The sequence below is a fragment of the Nitrosomonas sp. Nm58 genome (assembly GCF_900107335.1).
Lineage (GTDB): Bacteria > Pseudomonadota > Gammaproteobacteria > Burkholderiales > Nitrosomonadaceae > Nitrosomonas.
Genome location: NZ_FNPQ01000014.1, coordinates 22,673 through 39,616 on the forward strand (window position 1 = coordinate 22,673; position 16,944 = coordinate 39,616).

15 protein-coding genes are annotated in these 16,944 nt (G+C 45.6%); 8 read left to right on the forward strand and 7 right to left on the reverse strand.

The features are described 5' to 3' along the window. Positions 1 to 145 precede the first annotated feature (145 nt). On the forward strand, positions 146 to 2,536 hold the full coding sequence (locus BLW34_RS07210; protein ID WP_256203659.1) for a DNA internalization-related competence protein ComEC/Rec2: 2,391 nt from the start codon (positions 146 to 148) through the stop codon (positions 2,534 to 2,536). 34 nt (positions 2,537 to 2,570) lie between these two features. On the opposite strand, the gene BLW34_RS07215 is transcribed toward BLW34_RS07210, so the two are convergent. The 6 genes from BLW34_RS07215 to BLW34_RS07240 form a co-directional block, all read right to left on the reverse strand. Next, entirely contained in the window at positions 2,571 to 3,488 is a 918-nt protein-coding gene (locus BLW34_RS07215) for a septal ring lytic transglycosylase RlpA family protein (protein ID WP_090577533.1), read from the reverse strand. A gap of 13 nt (positions 3,489 to 3,501) precedes the next feature. Next, positions 3,502 to 4,605: a rod shape-determining protein RodA gene (gene rodA / locus BLW34_RS07220; protein WP_090577536.1), complete on the reverse strand. Its 1,104-nt coding sequence runs from the start codon at positions 4,603 to 4,605 to the stop codon at positions 3,502 to 3,504. Positions 4,606 to 4,704: 99 nt separating this feature from the next. Further along, the gene (mrdA, locus tag BLW34_RS07225; RefSeq protein ID WP_090577539.1) at positions 4,705 to 6,600 is read right to left on the reverse strand and encodes a penicillin-binding protein 2; all 1,896 of its coding nucleotides are present in this window, start codon (positions 6,598 to 6,600) and stop codon (positions 4,705 to 4,707) included. Beyond that, a complete protein-coding gene (mreD, locus tag BLW34_RS07230; protein WP_090577542.1) occupies positions 6,597 to 7,115 on the reverse strand; it encodes a rod shape-determining protein MreD in 519 nt (172 codons plus the stop codon). The genes mrdA and mreD overlap by 4 nt, the downstream gene beginning before the upstream one ends. Continuing rightward, positions 7,105 to 8,007, reverse strand: a complete 903-nt coding sequence (gene mreC, locus BLW34_RS07235; protein ID WP_090577545.1) for a rod shape-determining protein MreC — start codon at positions 8,005 to 8,007, stop codon at positions 7,105 to 7,107. Before mreC ends, mreD begins: the two co-directional genes overlap by 11 nt. A 72-nt stretch (positions 8,008 to 8,079) precedes the next feature. Further along, positions 8,080 to 9,141: a rod shape-determining protein gene (locus BLW34_RS07240; protein ID WP_090577548.1), complete on the reverse strand. Its 1,062-nt coding sequence runs from the start codon at positions 9,139 to 9,141 to the stop codon at positions 8,080 to 8,082. A gap of 140 nt (positions 9,142 to 9,281) precedes the next feature. On the opposite strand from BLW34_RS07240, the gene gatC reads away from it, so the two are divergent. From gatC to gatB, 3 genes are read left to right on the forward strand one after another with little or no spacing between them, the layout of a single operon-like run. After that, on the forward strand, positions 9,282 to 9,572 hold the full coding sequence (gatC, locus tag BLW34_RS07245) for an Asp-tRNA(Asn)/Glu-tRNA(Gln) amidotransferase subunit GatC (RefSeq protein ID WP_090577551.1): 291 nt from the start codon (positions 9,282 to 9,284) through the stop codon (positions 9,570 to 9,572). A 59-nt stretch (positions 9,573 to 9,631) separates the two neighbouring features. After that, complete coding sequence (gene gatA, locus BLW34_RS07250; RefSeq protein ID WP_090577554.1) at positions 9,632 to 11,095, forward strand: Asp-tRNA(Asn)/Glu-tRNA(Gln) amidotransferase subunit GatA; 1,464 nt, start codon at positions 9,632 to 9,634, stop codon at positions 11,093 to 11,095. Between the two features lie 56 nt (positions 11,096 to 11,151). Continuing rightward, entirely contained in the window at positions 11,152 to 12,591 is a 1,440-nt protein-coding gene (gene gatB / locus BLW34_RS07255; RefSeq protein WP_090577556.1) for an Asp-tRNA(Asn)/Glu-tRNA(Gln) amidotransferase subunit GatB, read from the forward strand. A gap of 176 nt (positions 12,592 to 12,767) precedes the next feature. On the opposite strand, the gene BLW34_RS07260 is transcribed toward gatB, so the two are convergent. Further along, positions 12,768 to 13,466, reverse strand: coding sequence for an SDR family oxidoreductase (locus BLW34_RS07260; protein ID WP_090577559.1), 699 nt, complete (start codon positions 13,464 to 13,466; stop codon positions 12,768 to 12,770). A 191-nt stretch (positions 13,467 to 13,657) separates the two neighbouring features. Between BLW34_RS07260 and BLW34_RS07265 the strand changes: the two genes are divergently transcribed. From BLW34_RS07265 to ubiA, 4 genes are all read left to right on the forward strand, one after another. After that, positions 13,658 to 14,536, forward strand: coding sequence for a Tim44 domain-containing protein (locus BLW34_RS07265; protein WP_090577562.1), 879 nt, complete (start codon positions 13,658 to 13,660; stop codon positions 14,534 to 14,536). 130 nt (positions 14,537 to 14,666) lie between these two features. After that, entirely contained in the window at positions 14,667 to 15,404 is a 738-nt protein-coding gene (locus tag BLW34_RS07270; protein WP_090577565.1) for a metallophosphoesterase family protein, read from the forward strand. 118 nt (positions 15,405 to 15,522) lie between these two features. Further along, positions 15,523 to 16,065, forward strand: a complete 543-nt coding sequence (locus tag BLW34_RS07275) for a chorismate--pyruvate lyase family protein (RefSeq protein ID WP_090542125.1) — start codon at positions 15,523 to 15,525, stop codon at positions 16,063 to 16,065. After that, complete coding sequence (gene ubiA / locus BLW34_RS07280) at positions 16,062 to 16,934, forward strand: 4-hydroxybenzoate octaprenyltransferase (protein ID WP_090577568.1); 873 nt, start codon at positions 16,062 to 16,064, stop codon at positions 16,932 to 16,934. Before BLW34_RS07275 ends, ubiA begins: the two co-directional genes overlap by 4 nt. Positions 16,935 to 16,944: the final 10 nt, after the last annotated feature.

The following is a 16,944-nucleotide window of genomic DNA, read 5'->3' on the forward strand; positions in this document are numbered from 1 at the left end:
CAGGATTTATCTACATACTGTGAATTTATTAATTTTCTCAGTCTCTGAATTTTCCCGTCGTATATAAAAAGTAATGATTCTTTCATATCTGCAATTTATTCATTGCAAGAATCAACAGTACGCCTTTCATTTGTAATCGCAAAAATTGCTGACACAAACCTACAGTCTTGCATTTGTATTTGGTTCTTGTTTATTGCAGCTACAGGCTGAATTGCCGGAAATGCAATGGGCAGTAGTGTTACTGCCTGCCGCGATACTGTTATTTTTTTACGCTTACTTTCATCCGAATGCATTTGTCGCAATCCGAAAAATTCTATTATTTGGTTTTTTTCTTGGACTGGGTTTTTTCTGGGCAGCGATGTTTGCTCACTGGCGTATGGCAGATACTTTACCGCATGAATGGGAAAGCCGCGATATCGAGCTGATAGGTGTCATCGCGGAATTGCCGCAAGTGACGGATCGAAGTGTGCGCTTCCGGTTTGATGTAGAGCAAGTGCTAACGTCAGAGGCAGAGGTGCCCGCGCATATCATGCTGACTTGGTACAAAATGCGTGAGAGGCATGAGAAAGTTAGCAAATCCGTGCTTCCTCAGGTCAATGCTGGTGAGCGCTGGCGACTGACCGTACGGCTAAAGCGCCCCCATGGCAACGCCAATCCCCATGGCTCCGATTTTGAGGCAAAAGCCATAGAACGCAATATCCGTGCTATGGGCTATGTTCGCATATCAGAAAATAATGTGCGTTTGGATGAGTGGGTTAACTATCCTAAATATTTGATTGAGCATACCCGTCAGCAGATTCACACACGGTTTACACATGTTTTAGCTGATCATCCCTATGCAGGCATTCAAATTGCCTTGGCAGTAGGGGAGCAGCATGCTATCCCCCGCGAGCAGTGGCAGATTTTCACACGTACTGGCACCAATCATCTTATGTCTATCTCGGGGCTTCATGTGACAATGGTATCAGGTATGTTTTTTTCACTGGTCTATTGGTTCTGGCGTCGATGCCCTCGGTTATCCTTCTTACTGCCAGCGCGCAAAATGGCTGTTGCCGCAGGTCTCTTGGCGGCACTGTGCTATGCATTACTAGCCGGTTTCTCAGTTCCCACTAGACGGACATTTCTGATGCTGGCAATCATGGCCATTGCGCTCTGGAGTGATCGTAGGGTATCGCCGCCCGCTGTGCTCGTATGGGCGTTATTGATCGTAGTGGTATTTGATCCATGGGCAGTGATCTCACCCGGTTTCTGGCTATCGTTTGGTGCGATAGCACTGATCACGTTAGTAACCTTTGCTCGTATTGGCAAAATGAGCGCAATAATCAGTTGGATCCGTGTGCAATGGGTAATTACACTGGGGTTGAGTCCTTTACTGCTAGTGATGTTCCAGCAAGTGTCGCTGATCGCACCGATAGCGAATGCAATTGCTATTCCATTAGTGAGCCTAGCGGTGGTTCCGCTGACGCTACTTGCAATTGTGCCGTTTCTTGATTTTTTGCTATTACCCGCCCATGAAATATTAAGCGGCGGCATGGCGCTGCTGAAATGGCTAAGCGAAGCTTCCCAGGTTGTCTGGCAGCAGCATACTCCTCCCTTATGGACGGTGATTGCCGGTATAGCAGGTATCGTTTGGTTGTTTCTGCCAGCTGGCTCAGGTTTGGGCGTTTTCTCGGGCTTTCCTGCGCGATGGCTGGGAGTGGTGGCATTGCTGCCGCTATTTGTAGTTTCCCCACCCAAACCAGGAGTTGGCGAGTTGTGGTTGACTGTGCTGGATGTCGGCCAGGGGTTAGCAGTGGTGGCGCGTACCGAGCATCATGCGCTGTTATACGATACGGGACCCAGTTTTGGAGAAACCGATAGCGGAGAGCGGATTATTGTGCCATTTTTACGCGGTGAAGGAATCAGTCAACTTGATCTTATGATGATATCCCATGCAGACTTAGATCACAGCGGTGGTGCTTTGTCTGTGTCAGAAGCAATGCCCGTGAAGTTATTGTTATCATCATTGAATGCTGATCATCCTATCCAGCAAGCTGCTAAGAATGGGAGGAAATGCTTTGCGGGCGAATCATGGCAATGGGATGATGTTCATTTTGAATTGTTACATCCTTCAGTACAAAACTATGATCTCAATAGGCGAAAAACCAATGAATCCAGCTGCGTACTGAAAATTACTACACATCATGGAAGTGTGCTATTGCCAGCCGATATTGAGAAGAGTTCAGAGCAGGCCTTGCTTGCGCGCGCGAGCCAGCAGCTTCGCTCAACGGTTCTGATCGCACCTCATCATGGTAGCAAGACTTCTTCGACAGAAGCTTTTATACGACAGGTCAACCCCAGGCTTACCTTATTCACTGTTGGCTATCGTAATCACTTTGGGCATCCCAGTGAGGAAGTCGTTGAGCGCTACCGTGCGCTGGGAAGTCAACTGATGCACAGTGATCGTGATGGAGCAATATTGCTGAAGTTTAAAGATAATGGCATTTCGGTTGGCAGCTGGCGTGAGATTAACCGTCGCTACTGGCATGTGCGCTGAACACAGACTCTAGCACAGTGTGCGCGATCAGCTGTTAACGCATTGTTAATATCGGTTTGACAGCGATGCGTTGCGCGATTTCGTCAGCAGTTTTTCTGGCAGCTACCTGACTGAAATAGGGTCCAATATGGATTTTGTATAGACCACCTTCATTGGTGATGTCAGTCTTATGAGTGATGGATGGCAGTTCTGCCCGTATTTGTGAAAGAAAGCTGTGGGCATTACTGGCAGAACCAAATGCGGCAAGTTGCAGGTAGATTTTATTGCTTTGTGTATTAGGTGGTTGTATAGATACGGTTTTTTTTACTTGGGAAGACGATGCGACACCTGGAATGACCGTTTCAACTACCACTGGAGTACTTCCATTTGCGAGGACGTCCAGTTTGTATGCTGCAGTATAGGAAAGATCAATGACTCTATTTGCCAAGAAAGGACCTCGATCATTAACGCGAACGACCACCGATTTGCCATTATTAAGGTTAGTAACCCGAGCATAACTTGGAATGGGTAAGGTTGGATGAGCGGCCGTCATGGCATACATGTCGTACACTTCTCCAGAAGCAGTTTGTTTACCGTGGTAGCGACGCCCATACCAAGAAGCGATACCTTGCTCTTTGTGAGGGGCGAGTGATGTCATGGGTGTAAATGTTTGGCCCAATGCAACATAGGGGCGCATATTGGCTGACCTTAAGGTTTCGATGCGTGGAATGGCATTGGGAATAGAGTCTAGATTGGACGGTGGGTTGTCAGGTGGGCCATCATCAAGATAATAACCTCCTCCTTTGGTTCTTGCAGAGACCGTTGAGACTGTAGCCGCGCTTTTTTCTTGCGACCCGGCATACTTAGATGTGCCACTACAAGCTACTAACGTGATCAGTGCAATAATGGATAGGAGAGGAGTAAGACAAGATGTCCAGAAAGTAGAAAATGAATGAGGTGCATTTGTAAACATGGGTATACCATCCTTATGTTTTTACCAGTTTAGGGTGTGTTTGTATACTCATCAAAATACCAAAGCCCAGTAGCATCGTTACTAGAGATGTTCCTCCAAAGCTGATCAATGGAAGGGGCACACCTACTACAGGCAGGATTCCACTGACCATCCCCATGTTGACGAAAACATAGGTAAAGAAAGTCAATGTGATCGAGCCGGCAACGAGGCGGGTAAACTGTGTCGGTGCATTGGCCGTAATGATCATACAACGCCCGATGACGACTAGATACAATAATAATAACAAACCATTGCCGATTAAACCAAATTCCTCCGAGAATACTGCAAAAATAAAATCGGTACTTTGTTCGGGTAAAAAATCCAGCTGGGATTGTGTTCCTTTTTGCCATCCTTTTCCGGTAATGCCTCCGGAGCCGATGGCAATGCTGGCTTGTATAGTGTGGTAACCTGCCCCTAACGGATCTTGAGAAGGATCAAGCATGGTTAAAATGCGCTTACGCTGATAGTCATGCATTGCTAATGACCAGAATAATGGTAATACACTTGCAGCAGTAGCTAACAAACCAGCCATCACCCGCCAGGATAAACCCGCAAAATAAAGGACATAAAAACCGCTCGTTGTAATCAATAAGGCTGTTCCCAAGTCAGGTTGACGAGCAATCAGTAATACGGGTAATAATAGAATCAAGGTAGCGCCGGCATAATCGCGTAAACGCAGGGTTATTTCGGATTTATCAAAATACCAGGCCATCATGAGGGGAACAGCTATTTTTAACAGCTCGGAAGGTTGAATCCTTGTGATTCCTATGTTTAGCCAGCGTCGTGCGCCATTATGTATCTCACCAAACAGGGCAACACCAATCAATAGAGCGATCCCTATTATGTACAATGGTAAGGCAAGGCGCATAATTTGCTGAAGGGGAATATTGGCTACCAACCACATAATTATGAGCGCTACGACCATATTTAATATTTGGCTGCTAACCCGGCCTAAATTTCCTCCGCTCGCGCTATAGAGTACGATTAGTCCAACCAGCATCAATAAAAAGATCCCGCCTAACAAGAAGTTATCGATATAGCGTGTGAGATAATGCCATAGGCGCTTGAATTCAATCATAACAACTTAATCACCAATACCTATTATGGTTGATCGACGGTAACGATGTGTCAAAGAAGCAATAGCTTTAAGTTAACGTATTAATTATCTGTTACATTTCTAATGCGATCGATTATTTTCTTTTTCAGCAAGTATGGGCTCAGGTGTTTTTCCAAGAAAGAAATAATCCAATATCTGCCGTGCAATAGGTGCAGCAGTCGAGCCGCCAGAGCCACCGTTTTCAACTAGCACCGTCATCACAATTTTTGGATTCTCTGCTGGCGCATAAGCTGTAAATAGCGCATGGTCACGGTGGCGTTCCTGTATTTTGCTGGCAATATAGCGTTCGCCTTGTTTAATATTAATGACTTGTGAGGTGCCTGTTTTTCCGGCAAAAGTATAAGCAGCATTTGCACCTGCTCGTGCTGCTGTTCCACCAGGGCGTGTTACATCAGCTAGTGCATTGTTGACGTGTTTCAAATTTTCTTTTTTTAAATCTAGCGTATGCATCTGATTGGCTTTATTCTCAAATAATTGGCCTATTTTGTTATCTTGAATCTGTTTCACAAAATGCGGACGATAAGCTGTGCCCTTGTTGGCAAGAATCATGGTGGCGAAAGTCAGTTGAAGGGGTGTGGCCAGATTATAGCCTTGACCGATCCCAACGGAAATCGTGTCACCAGGGAACCAGTTTTGCTTAAAACGCTTCATTTTCCACTCAGGTGAGGGAAGGAGTCCAGCCACTTCACCTGGAATATCAACCTCGGTTTTTCTGCCAAATCCAAACTGACTGATAAAGTTGAAAATATTGTTTATTCCTAGATCGTTTGCAAGGGTGTAATAGTACGTATCACAGGAAATAACGAGTGATTTGTGCAGATTTACCCGGCCATGCCCACTTGGTTTCCAGTCCCGGAAGCGGTGTTGACTACCGGGCAGGCTAAAGTAACCTGGATCATTAATCGAATACTCGGACGTGCGCTTGCCTAATTCTAATCCAGCTAACGCCATGAAAGGCTTAAAGGTAGAGCCAGGTGGATATATTCCTCGAAGTGCACGATTATTGAGAGGTCTGTCTATAGATTCATTGAGTAAACGCCAGTTCAAGTGATCGATACCATCTACAAATAGATTGGGATCAAACCCCGGCTTGCTGACAAAAGCGAGGATTTCACCATTTGTTGGATCCATCGCTACTAATGCCCCCCGATAATCACCGAATGCGCGCTCTGCTGCTTGCTGTAATTTGATATCAAGAGAGAGAACTAAATCATTACCAGCTACAGGTGGGGTGCGGGATAATGTTCGTACGTACCGGCCTGCTACATCTGTTTCGACTTGTTCAAAGCCGGTTATTCCGTGTAATTCTTTCTCATAACTTTGTTCAATGCCTATTCTTCCGATATGCAGGGAACCTCGGTAATTTTCTAGCTCATTATTGTTTTCGAGTTGCTCAAGATCCTTATCATTGATACGGCCAATATATCCAATGACATGGGATAAAAGCTCGGCGTGAGGGTAATGACGAAGTAACCGTGCTTTAATTTCCATTCCAGGAAATCGGTAGCGATTTGCTGCGAAGCTGGCTACTTCAGTATCTGATAAACGAGTTCGAATGGGTAAACTTTTAAAGCGCGTGCTCTCCCGCCTCAGTTTATTGAATCGTTGACGATCTTCCGGTGTGATTTCAATTACGGTCGCTAATTCATCTATGGCTGATTCCAGGTTGGCAACTTTATTCGGTACAATTTCCAGGGCATAAGTCGTATGGTTCTGTGCAAGTATTTCTCCATTGCGATCATAAATCAGACCTCTATTAGGAACGAGTGGCATAATGGCTATTCGATTAGCTTCTGCCAGGGTGGTGTAGTGTTCTCCTCGGAGTACCTGCAGATAAAAAAAACGAGTAAGCAGTAGGCAAAATAACAGTACGACAAAGCCTGCGCTGATCGTAAGCCTGATATGGAAATGACGTAATTCACGCAAATGATTACGAAGCTCAACTCCATAATTCATAGTTCGTTAGGATCACTTTTCGGTTTTTGAGGGATACCCAACAAGAATGAAATCACTGGCCACAATAATGCACCTGTAACACTAGGAAAAAAGTAATACCAGTCGAGGAAATAAGTGCCTCCTAGCATACCCGTTAAAAATACAGCAAACTGAGTTATGAGCAGCATCCAGAAAATTTGAGGTGCTTGTTGAAAGACATTGAATAATCGTAGGCGTCGATGCAGTATCATCCCAAAGAATGTGATCAGGCAATAAGCCAATGCATGCTGACCCAAAATACTGCTATTGCTGACATCCATGACTAAACCAGCAATAAAAGCAAGACTCATTCCAATACGCTGCGGGTGGTTAACACTCCAATAGAGTAGCGTAATCGCGACAAAATCCGGACGAAGTAACAAGATGATTTCTTGTAGGGGCAATAGGTTGAATAATAGCGCAATCAACAGGCTGAAAAAGATGAAGCTGCTTTTTGCTTCCAGCGGGAGCTCTTGGCCAAGATAATCATTGGACACGGCTTCTCCTTTGCTTTTCTTGCGGAGCCGTGCTTCTCGGCTCTTCTTCAGGTTGCTTTGGCACGGGTGATGATAAGGAAAGTATCAATACCTGTCTGCTTCTATTCACACCCGCGATAGGAGTGCACTTGATGTGTGCAAAATCACGTGAGCGATCATGCTCAATATTTTCTACTCGCGCTACAGGTAGACCGGGCGGATAAACACCTCCAATCCCGGAGGTAATAAGTAAATCGTCTTTTTGGATATCCGCGTTGACCGATAAATAGCGTAGCTCTAACTCATTATTTTTGCCGGCACCCGAAACGATTGAGCGTAAGCCATTACGGGCAACCTGTACAGGAACAGCATGATCTTTATCAGTGATGAGTGTGACTTCGGATAACCAGGGGTGAACCTGTGTTATTTGTCCGATGACCCCCAAATTATCTACGACTACCTGACCTGCTTCGATCTCACTAAAACTTCCCTTATTGAGGGTTACCTTACGATTAAAGGGATCGCGTGGAACATATAAAATTTCTGCCATGATCGCCTTGGCTTCTGTTTGCCGGGCAGCACCCAGCAATTCGCGCAATTGGGCATTTTCTTCTTCTAGCATTTGTAGCCGGAAGAGCTTTTGTTGGTTAAAGAAATATTGCTGTCTGAGAGAAGCAATTTCTTTTGTCAACCGAAAATCATTTATGAACTCTCCTGCCTGGTCATATAAGGCTGTTGGTATATGTGCGAGCCTTTGCAGAGGATAGATGATCATGCCAACAGTCTGACGTATTTCAGAAAAGGAATTAAAGCGGGTATCCATTACCATCAGGAGGATGGATAATAATACAAAAAAAAATAATCGTACCTGTGGACTCGGACCAGCTCTGAAAAATTGTGGAACTGTCTCCATCGCATTTTAAATTTAAAATTTCGTTACTGAGTTATTTATTTGAATAACCCATGGTAACTGATTGAAATCAGATCAAAATTCGTGAGCAAAAATCCCGATGGATCGATCAATATTTTCAAGCGCGATGCCAGCACCCCGTACTACGCAAGTGAGCGGATCGTCTGCAATAATGACTGATAAGCCTGTTTCTTCCATTAATAGACGATCAATATCACGCAGTAGTGCGCCGCCCCCTGTCATGACCATCCCCATGGCAGCAATGTCCGATCCAAGCTCCGGAGGGGTATGTTCCAAGGCAGTTTTAACTCCGCTGACTATATTGTTCAATGGCTCGGACAATGCTTCCAGAATTTCATTACTGGAAATTGTGAAACTGCGCGGAATGCCTTCTGCCAGATTACGCCCTATGACCTCGATTTCACGTACTTCCGTTCCTGGGTAAGCCGAACCTATTTGTGTCTTGATGATCTCAGCAGTGGCTTCCCCGATCATCATGCCGTAATTGCGACGAATATAATTGATAATCGCTTCATCAAATTTGTCCCCTCCCACCCGTACAGAATTTGAATAAACAACGCCTCCCAGAGAAATCACCGCAACTTCAGTCGTGCCGCCTCCGATGTCAACCACCATGGATCCCGTGGGCGTCTCAACCGGTAAATCGGCCCCAATGGCAGCGGCCATCGGCTCTTCTATGAGTTCTACTTTACGTGCGCCTGCTCCAAAGGCGGCCTCGCGAATAGCACGTCGTTCTACTTGAGTTGAGCCACAAGGAACAGAAATCACAATGCGTGGATTAGCAGAAAACAGACGCGGAGGATTTACTTTTCTGATGAACTGTTTCAGCATCTGCTCAGTTACTGTGAAATCGGCAATTACGCCGTCCTTCATAGGGCGAATGGCTGTAATGTTGCCAGGTGTGCGTCCCAGCATTTGCTTTGCTGCAAGCCCAACTTGCTGGATAACTTTCTTGCCGCTGGATCCGCCTTCTTGCCTAATTGCAACGACTGATGGTTCGTTCAATACGATACCATGACCACGAACATGAATCAGTGTATTGGCTGTGCCTAAATCAACGGCCATATCCGTTGAGAAATAATTTCCTAAAAAGTTATTGTTCAGGAGGTTAAACATGATGGCGAAATTCCATTAATGATGACAGATTCAGTAAAAAAAGAAGTGATTGAAGTACTGTGGATGTGCAAAAAGTATGCGCTCATCAGACATGTCATGATACTCTATTACGTATTTAAATATAAAGCTCTTGACAGCAAATGACTCTATCATTAGATGATGTAAAACGTGTAGCCAATCTCGCTCGTATTGAAATTAGTGAGGATGAAGCACAACAAGCACTTATGCAATTATCTGGTATTTTTGATTTAATCGAACAGATGCAGACTGTTGTGGATACAGCCGATATTGAACCAATGAGTCATGCGCAAGATATGATACAACGGTTGCGTGAAGATGTCGTTACTGAATCTGACCAACATATGCTATTTCAATCTATCGCGCCACAGGTGGAAGCAGGACTTTATTTAGTTCCTAAAGTGATTGAGTAGAGCTTAAGCGCATTGCCCCTTTCCAGTTTATTTTTTGTAATTCACCATTTTGAATCCTCATGTTGAACGCTAGCCTCAAGCAGCTCGCTGCACAACTTGCAGAAAGAAAAATTTCCAGCTTAGAACTGACTAAAGCGTTTCTTAAACGCATTAAGGCGCTTAATCAAGATTTGAATGCCTTTATTACCCTCAATGAAGAGATGAGTCTTGCTCAGGCGCAAATTGCTGACAAAATGATTGCATCAGGACAAGCTTATCCTCTCACGGGAATACCTGTTGCACAAAAAGATATTTTCTGTGCCAAGGGGTGGTTGACGACGTGCGGGTCCAAAATGCTTTCAAATTTTATCTCTCCCTATGATGCGACTGTAATTGAGCGCTTCAATCAAGTAGGTGCCGTTAATATCGGCAAAACCAACATGGATGAATTCGCTATGGGATCCAGTAACGAAACTTCATACTATGGGTCCGTCAAAAATCCTTGGGATATTGCAGCCGTCCCCGGGGGTAGTTCTGGAGGCTCTGCATGCGCAGTGGCTGCGCGTATGGCACCTGCTGCGACGGCTACGGATACGGGTGGTTCCATACGCCAGCCGGCAGCACTGTGCGGTATTTCTGGTATCAAACCTACATATGGATTGGTTTCTCGCTATGGCATGATTGCGTTTGCTTCCAGTTTGGATCAAGCAGGGCCAATGGCCAAATCAGCCGAGGATCTGGCGTTTTTATTGAATGTCATGGCAGGGTTCGATGCGCGTGATTCGACCAGTTTGCAGCGGGAACCCGAAGATTATGCTTGTGATCTGGAAAAACCACTTGGGCAGCTACGTATCGGACTACCCAAGGAATACTTTGCTAAAGGTATGAGCAATGATGTAGCAAGTGCGGTAGAAGCTGCCATTGCAGAGTATCGCAAACTGGGCGCAACGATTGTTGAGATTTCTTTGCCGAATACTGGGCTTGCTATTCCGGTTTATTATGTATTGGCTCCGGCAGAAGCATCCAGTAATCTATCTCGTTTTGATGGGGTGCGCTATGGCTATCGTGCTGCGCAATATACTGACCTTGAGGATATGTATAAAAAAACACGAGCCCAAGGCTTTGGCGCGGAAGTCAAACGTCGTATCCTGATTGGTACGTACGTGCTATCCCACGGTTATTACGATGCTTATTATCTTCAAGCGCAGAAACTGCGCCGTTTGATCGCAAGTGATTTTACTGAAGCATTTAAGCAATGTGATGTCATCATGGGACCGACCGCACCCGCAGTTGCATTCAATTTTGGTGAAAAGAGCAACGATCCGATTCAGATGTATTTATCGGATATTTATACCAGCGCAGCAAATTTAGCTGGATTGCCAGGTATGTCGATTCCGGTGGGATTTGGTGACAAGAACAGGCCGGTAGGATTGCATATCATCGGTAATTACTTCAGAGAAGCTCAGATGTTAAACATCGCACATCAATATCAGCAAGTGACAGACTGGCATCTGCGCGCACCTGCGCGCCTGCCTGAAGCATAGCAAGTAATTATTCATAATTTATCAGCTACTTCAGAAGTAAAAGGGGTTTTTTGAACATGCAATGGGAAATTGTTATCGGTCTTGAGGTACATACTCAACTCTCGACACAATCGAAGATATTCTCAGGTGCCTCTACAGCCTATGGAGCGCAACCCAATACCCAGGCGTGCGCAGTCGATATTGCGTTGCCGGGGGTGCTGCCAGTATTAAACTATGGGGCAGTTGAACGTGCGATCAAATTTGGCCTGGCAGTTGGAGCAAAAATTAACTCCCTTTCAATATTTGCACGGAAAAATTACTTTTACCCTGATTTACCAAAAGGTTATCAAATTAGCCAGTTTGAGCTGCCAGTTGTAGAGGGAGGGAGTATCAAGATCCAGGTGGGTGAGACCGAAAAAACAGTCCGGCTAACACGCGCGCACCTGGAAGAAGATGCAGGCAAGTCATTGCATGAAGATTTTCATGGCATGAGTGGTATTGATCTGAATCGTGCCGGTACACCCTTGCTGGAAATTGTTTCCGAGCCGGATATGCGCAGTAGCGCAGAAGCGGTTGCTTACGCTAAGGCGCTGCATACGCTGGTTCGCTGGATCGGGATTTGTGATGGTAATATGCAGGAGGGATCATTTCGCTGTGACGCCAATGTCTCTGTCCGGCCGCGTGGAGCAGAGAAGTTGGGTACACGCTGTGAGATTAAGAATCTTAACTCGTTCCGCTTCCTTGAAAAAGCAATCGATTTTGAAGCTAGGCGACATATTGAGATCCTGGAAGACGGGGGGAGTATTACCCAAGAAACGCGACTATATGATGCTAACCGGGATGAAACGCGTACCATGCGCAGCAAGGAAGATGCGCATGATTATCGCTATTTTCCAGATCCTGATTTACTGCCTTTGGAGATATCGAAAGAGTGGATTGAACGGGTCGAGGTAATGCTGCCAGAGTTACCAGAAGCAAGACACAATCGTTATGTAGAAGATTTTGGGCTGTCAAGTTATGATGCAAGTGTACTGATTGCAACTAGGGAAATGGCCGATTATTTCGAAAATACGGTTAAGCAGCTCCCTGCACAGGTTAAGCTCTGTGCTAACTGGGTTATGGGAGAAGTTAGTGGCCGGCTCAACAAAGAAGGTATCGAGATCGTACTATGCCCGGTAAGTCCAGCGCAGTTGGCAGAATTACTTACGCGTATCAGCGATGGTACCATCTCAGGAAAAAGCGCCAAGGATGTCTTTGATAGTATGTGGCAGGGTGAGCATGACGGAAGCGCCGATGCTATTATTGCTGCAAAAGGACTCAAGCAGATCTCGGATGATAGCGAAATCGAAAAACTCATTGACGAGGTGCTTGCTGCTCATTCCCAACAGGTTACAGATTATCGTAGTGGAAAAGAAAAAGCCTTCAATTCGCTTGTTGGACAAATCATGAAAGCATCCAGAGGTAAGGCGAATCCGGGGCAGGTCAATACGATCCTCAAGAAAAAGCTGCTGGAGTAAAATTCACCACAAAGTCTGATCTGTGAAAATTCACTAATATCCTGCCACAGATTCATTTTCTTCCTGAATTCAGGAAAATAAGCATTTCGCAGTGGTTTTCCCTACCACTCAGAAAAAAATCGCTATCGTCAGATTATTTGCAATGAATCAGCATGTAGATCGGACAGCAAAAGCGCTTACCAGGGGATGAGTTGCCCGTCGTAGGCGAAAAATTTTCCTGTATCTGCCAATGCCACGCCACTCAATATCCGTCGCATGCCTGTAACGCTTTGTTCCGTCGAAATTAGCGCATCTCGTCCGCCCATATCGGTTTTCACCCAGCCAGGGTGTAGCAATACCGAAGTGATGCCACGAGGTTTCAGATCAATGGCAAGACTCCTGGCGACCATGTTGACTGCCGCTTTGCTTGATCGGTAGATATAGCTTCCACCTCGTTGATTATCAGCAATGCTCCCCATTTTGCTGGTAATTGTAGCTATCGTTTTTAAGTTGCTGCTGCTGATTTGAGTGATAAAAGCTTCTGCCATCTTGAGCGGGGCCATCGTATTGATTTGCATGGCCTGAATCCATGCAGCATAGTCGATACTGCCAAAACCTCCATCGTCAGAAGGCGGATAAATACCGGCATTATTGATCAGCAGATCAATGGTTTCACTGGTCAATGACCTGGTTAATTGGTCAATTTGTTGATGATCTGCCACATCGAGGGCATAAATTCTGATGTGATCGGGGTATTGAGCCGTGAGCCGACTGAGATTTTCCGCTTTTTCAGGTTGACGGCAACAGGCCATCACATACCAACCATCTTGAGCATATTGACGGACAAACTCCAATCCAATGCCACGATTTGTACCGGTAATTAAGGTAGTTGCCATAGTGTGATTACTCCATAATCTTATATATGAATATAGCTTGCTTAATTAAAAATTACGATATAACAAGGTATGTAATCATTTTGATGGAATAAAGCAATGTAATATAGATTGTTTAGTGGAATTCCAAGTCACCACTACAATCAAATGATAATGTTATACTGATCTTTTCAACAGTACTTTTGGAGATAAATATGAAGAAAATACTGACGCTTCTGACATTAGCCATGTTTACTTTTGCCTTGCTGCCATTTGACGCGGAAGCAAGACGGATGGGTGGTGGTAAAAGCATCGGAACACAGCGTGAATCCATCAATCAACAGGCTACTCCAAAACCAGCGCAGTCTCAAGCAGCAGCACCTGCAGCCGCTGCTGCTGCGGGTGGCGCAAGCAAATGGGGTGGCGCATTAGCCGGTTTGGCTGCGGGTGGTTTGCTGGCAGCGCTGTTCATGGGGGGGGCGTTCGAAAACATCAATATGGCGGATATTCTGGTACTGATCGCCCTAGCAGCCGTGATATTCTTTATTGTACGTATGATGCATAAACCCCGAACAGACCAGGAGTCTCGTCCAATGCAGTTTTCGAGTGCCGGTGCAGATCGTGCTAGCAGTATTCTCACTCCGAACTCAATAACACCATCAGCGGTGGGAGAAATGGGTTCAGCGGCTACGGGTAGTAGCGGTACCACAAATAGTATTCCTGCAGATTTTGAAGTAGAGCCATTCTTGCGTAATGCCAAACTCTCGTTCATCCGCTTGCAGACTGCTCATGGTGCATGTGATTTGGATGATATTCGCGAATATACGACACCCGAAATGTTTGCTGAGCTCAGCAAACAAATTAACGAGAGTGGTGATAAGCCTCAGAAAACTGAGGTAACCTATATTGATGCCAATTTATTAGATGTCACGGTCACTGATGATTTGGCCATTGCCAGCGTGCGTTTTAATGGACAATTGCGTGAATCACCTGATGCGCTGCCAGAGCCATTTGATGAGATTTGGCATGTACAAAAAGATCTCAAGGATCGTAATGCAGCCTGGTTACTGGCAGGAATTCAGCAGCCTTCCTAAGGCGGGTGATGGTTGGTTATTCCTGACATTTATCATGTCAGACCCCGTCTGTCTCATCATGGAGTCCGGCGGGGTTACTCCATTATCTTATCGTAAGTAAGAGAGCTTACGCTTTCTAAGCGGGGTTCATATGAGAATTGCTGTTGTTTCAGATATCCACGGTAATTTACCTGCTCTAGAAGCGGTTGTTGCACATTTCAAACACCACGGTGTTGATACTGTGATCAATCTTGGTGATAACTTGTCGGGTCCGCTACTCCCATTGGAAACAGCGCAATACTTGATGACGCAAGATTGGGTACATCTCGCGGGTAATCATGATCGCCAACTTCTTGCACATGGGACGGAACAGTGCACTGATATAGATGAATTAGCCTACTCTCAATTAACTCCGAAGGAGCTGGCATGGCTCAAGACTCTCTTCCCTAAAGGAAACTTGGGTACTGATATCCTGTTTTGTCATGGTACACCAGCAAGTGATTCAGAATATTTTTTGGAAACCGTTGACGTTCATGGGGCACGTATGGCAACGCGTAAAGAGGTTGATGCACGCCTTGGTACAACTCAAGCGAAGTTAGTGCTGTGCGGCCATACTCACAAACCGCGCGCGATTCGTTCCTCATCTGGCCAACTTATCGTTAATCCAGGTAGTGTTGGACTACCTGCCTATGATGATGCAACGCCTTATCGTCATGTTATTGAAAATGGTACACCAGATGCCCATTACGCCATTCTGGAGTTATTGAACGATCATTGGATCGCTTCTCTCGTTTCCGTGCCTTATCACTATCAATCTATGGTCAAATTGGCGAATTCGCACAAATACCCTGACTGGGCACAGGCACTTGCAACTGGTTATATGTCATGAATGGTACTCAATTGAGGAATCTGGATTAAATTTCTGATCAACGCTATCCTTTTCAACAAAGCAGACGTCATTTACGCTGTGTCTGCTTTATAATCTCAGCTTTTGTCATTTTGCTTCAATGAGTGCTGACCAGCCACTGGCGTGGTATCCTGTTCCTGTCACTGCGTCGATTAACATTCGCTGGTGGTTATTGCATCGAGATTCGCTAACACGCTTGATACAACAACGCTGTAGCAAATTTTCTGTTGATCCGCTCTTTCAATCGCTTGCACCCGCATGTACTGACGAATTGGTTATGATGAATTTGCGCCGAGGTGAATTGGCCTTAGTGCGCGAAGTGTATCTTTACTGCGGTGATATCCCGGTAGTATTCGCGCATTCAGTTGTGGCACGAAAACACCTGCAGAGTGCGTGGCGGGGATTGAGTCGTCTGGGCAATCGATCATTAGGCACCATGTTATTTACCAATCCGATGATCAAACGTGCTGAATTTGGCTACAAACAACTGAATATCCATCACCCACTGTTTAAACGAGCCTGCCAAAGATTGCAAACACCTCCAACTAGCTTATGGGCGCGGCGGTCACTATTTACATTACAGGGGCAACCTATTTTGGTGACTGAAGTCTTTTTGCCAGCCATTCTGAGGTTAAAAATATGATGAATAATGAGCGGCTTGCCGCCTATGCAAAACTGATAAGACTGGATAAGCCTATCGGTATTTTGTTGCTGTTATGGCCCACCTTGTGGGGATTATGGCTAGCAGCCGATGGTCTACCTGATTTCATGATTCTGGCCATTTTTATCATGGGTACCATATTGATGCGCTCTGCAGGGTGTGCGATCAATGACTTTGCTGATCGCCGTATCGATCCGTATGTTGAACGCACCAAAAACCGCCCCCTGGCAGCCGGCATAGTCAGTCCCAAAGAAGCAGTGCTGTTGGCGGCTGGATTGAGTTTCTGCGCGTTCTTGCTGGTATTGCCATTGAACCAGCTGACGCTATTACTTTCTGTGTGCGCTCTTTTTCTGGCGGGAACCTATCCATTCACCAAGCGCTTTTTTGTTATGCCGCAAGCGTATCTTGGCATTGCTTTCAGTTTTGGCATTCCCATGGCGTTTGCTGCACAAACCGGTGAATTGCCTGCCATCATCTGGCTGTTGTTAATTGCAAACTTATGCTGGGTCATCGCCTATGATACGGAATATGCCATGGTTGATCGGGTAGATGATCTCAAAATCGGTATCAAGACATCCGCAATTACGCTTGGACATTTTGACGTAATCGGTATCATGCTGTGTCATGCCGTTTTTTTAGGCGTGATGGCCATCGTAGGATGGCTATTACAACGAGGCGCTCCTTATTATCTAGCGCTAGCAATGGTATTGGGCCTGGTAACTTATCAGTATTTTCTGATTCGCGACCGTAACCCTGCCCGCTGCTTCAAGGCTTTTCTGCACAATAACTGGGTCGGCGCTACAGTGTTTGCGGGTATTGCGCTCGATTCCTTCATGACAGCTGACTTCTAAACCTTCTATA

Excerpts from the sequence above, each read along its gene's own strand:
- BLW34_RS07265 (WP_090577562.1), top strand. The coding sequence starts at position 13,658 with ATGAAGAAAATACTGACGCTTCTGACATTAGCCATGTTTACTTTTGCC.
- BLW34_RS07270 (WP_090577565.1), top strand. The coding sequence starts at position 14,667 with ATGAGAATTGCTGTTGTTTCAGATATCCACGGTAATTTACCTGCTCTA.
- BLW34_RS07275 (WP_090542125.1), top strand. The coding sequence starts at position 15,523 with ATGAGTGCTGACCAGCCACTGGCGTGGTATCCTGTTCCTGTCACTGCG.
- mrdA (WP_090577539.1), bottom strand. The coding sequence starts at position 6,600 with ATGAATTATGGAGTTGAGCTTCGTAATCATTTGCGTGAATTACGTCAT.
- mreC (WP_090577545.1), bottom strand. The coding sequence starts at position 8,007 with ATGGAGACAGTTCCACAATTTTTCAGAGCTGGTCCGAGTCCACAGGTA.
- gatA (WP_090577554.1), top strand. The coding sequence starts at position 9,632 with ATGTTGAACGCTAGCCTCAAGCAGCTCGCTGCACAACTTGCAGAAAGA.
- BLW34_RS07215 (WP_090577533.1), bottom strand. The coding sequence starts at position 3,488 with ATGTTTACAAATGCACCTCATTCATTTTCTACTTTCTGGACATCTTGT.
- rodA (WP_090577536.1), bottom strand. The coding sequence starts at position 4,605 with ATGATTGAATTCAAGCGCCTATGGCATTATCTCACACGCTATATCGAT.
- gatC (WP_090577551.1), top strand. The coding sequence starts at position 9,282 with ATGACTCTATCATTAGATGATGTAAAACGTGTAGCCAATCTCGCTCGT.
- ubiA (WP_090577568.1), top strand. The coding sequence starts at position 16,062 with ATGATGAATAATGAGCGGCTTGCCGCCTATGCAAAACTGATAAGACTG.
- BLW34_RS07260 (WP_090577559.1), bottom strand. The coding sequence starts at position 13,466 with ATGGCAACTACCTTAATTACCGGTACAAATCGTGGCATTGGATTGGAG.
- gatB (WP_090577556.1), top strand. The coding sequence starts at position 11,152 with ATGCAATGGGAAATTGTTATCGGTCTTGAGGTACATACTCAACTCTCG.
- BLW34_RS07240 (WP_090577548.1), bottom strand. The coding sequence starts at position 9,141 with ATGTTTAACCTCCTGAACAATAACTTTTTAGGAAATTATTTCTCAACG.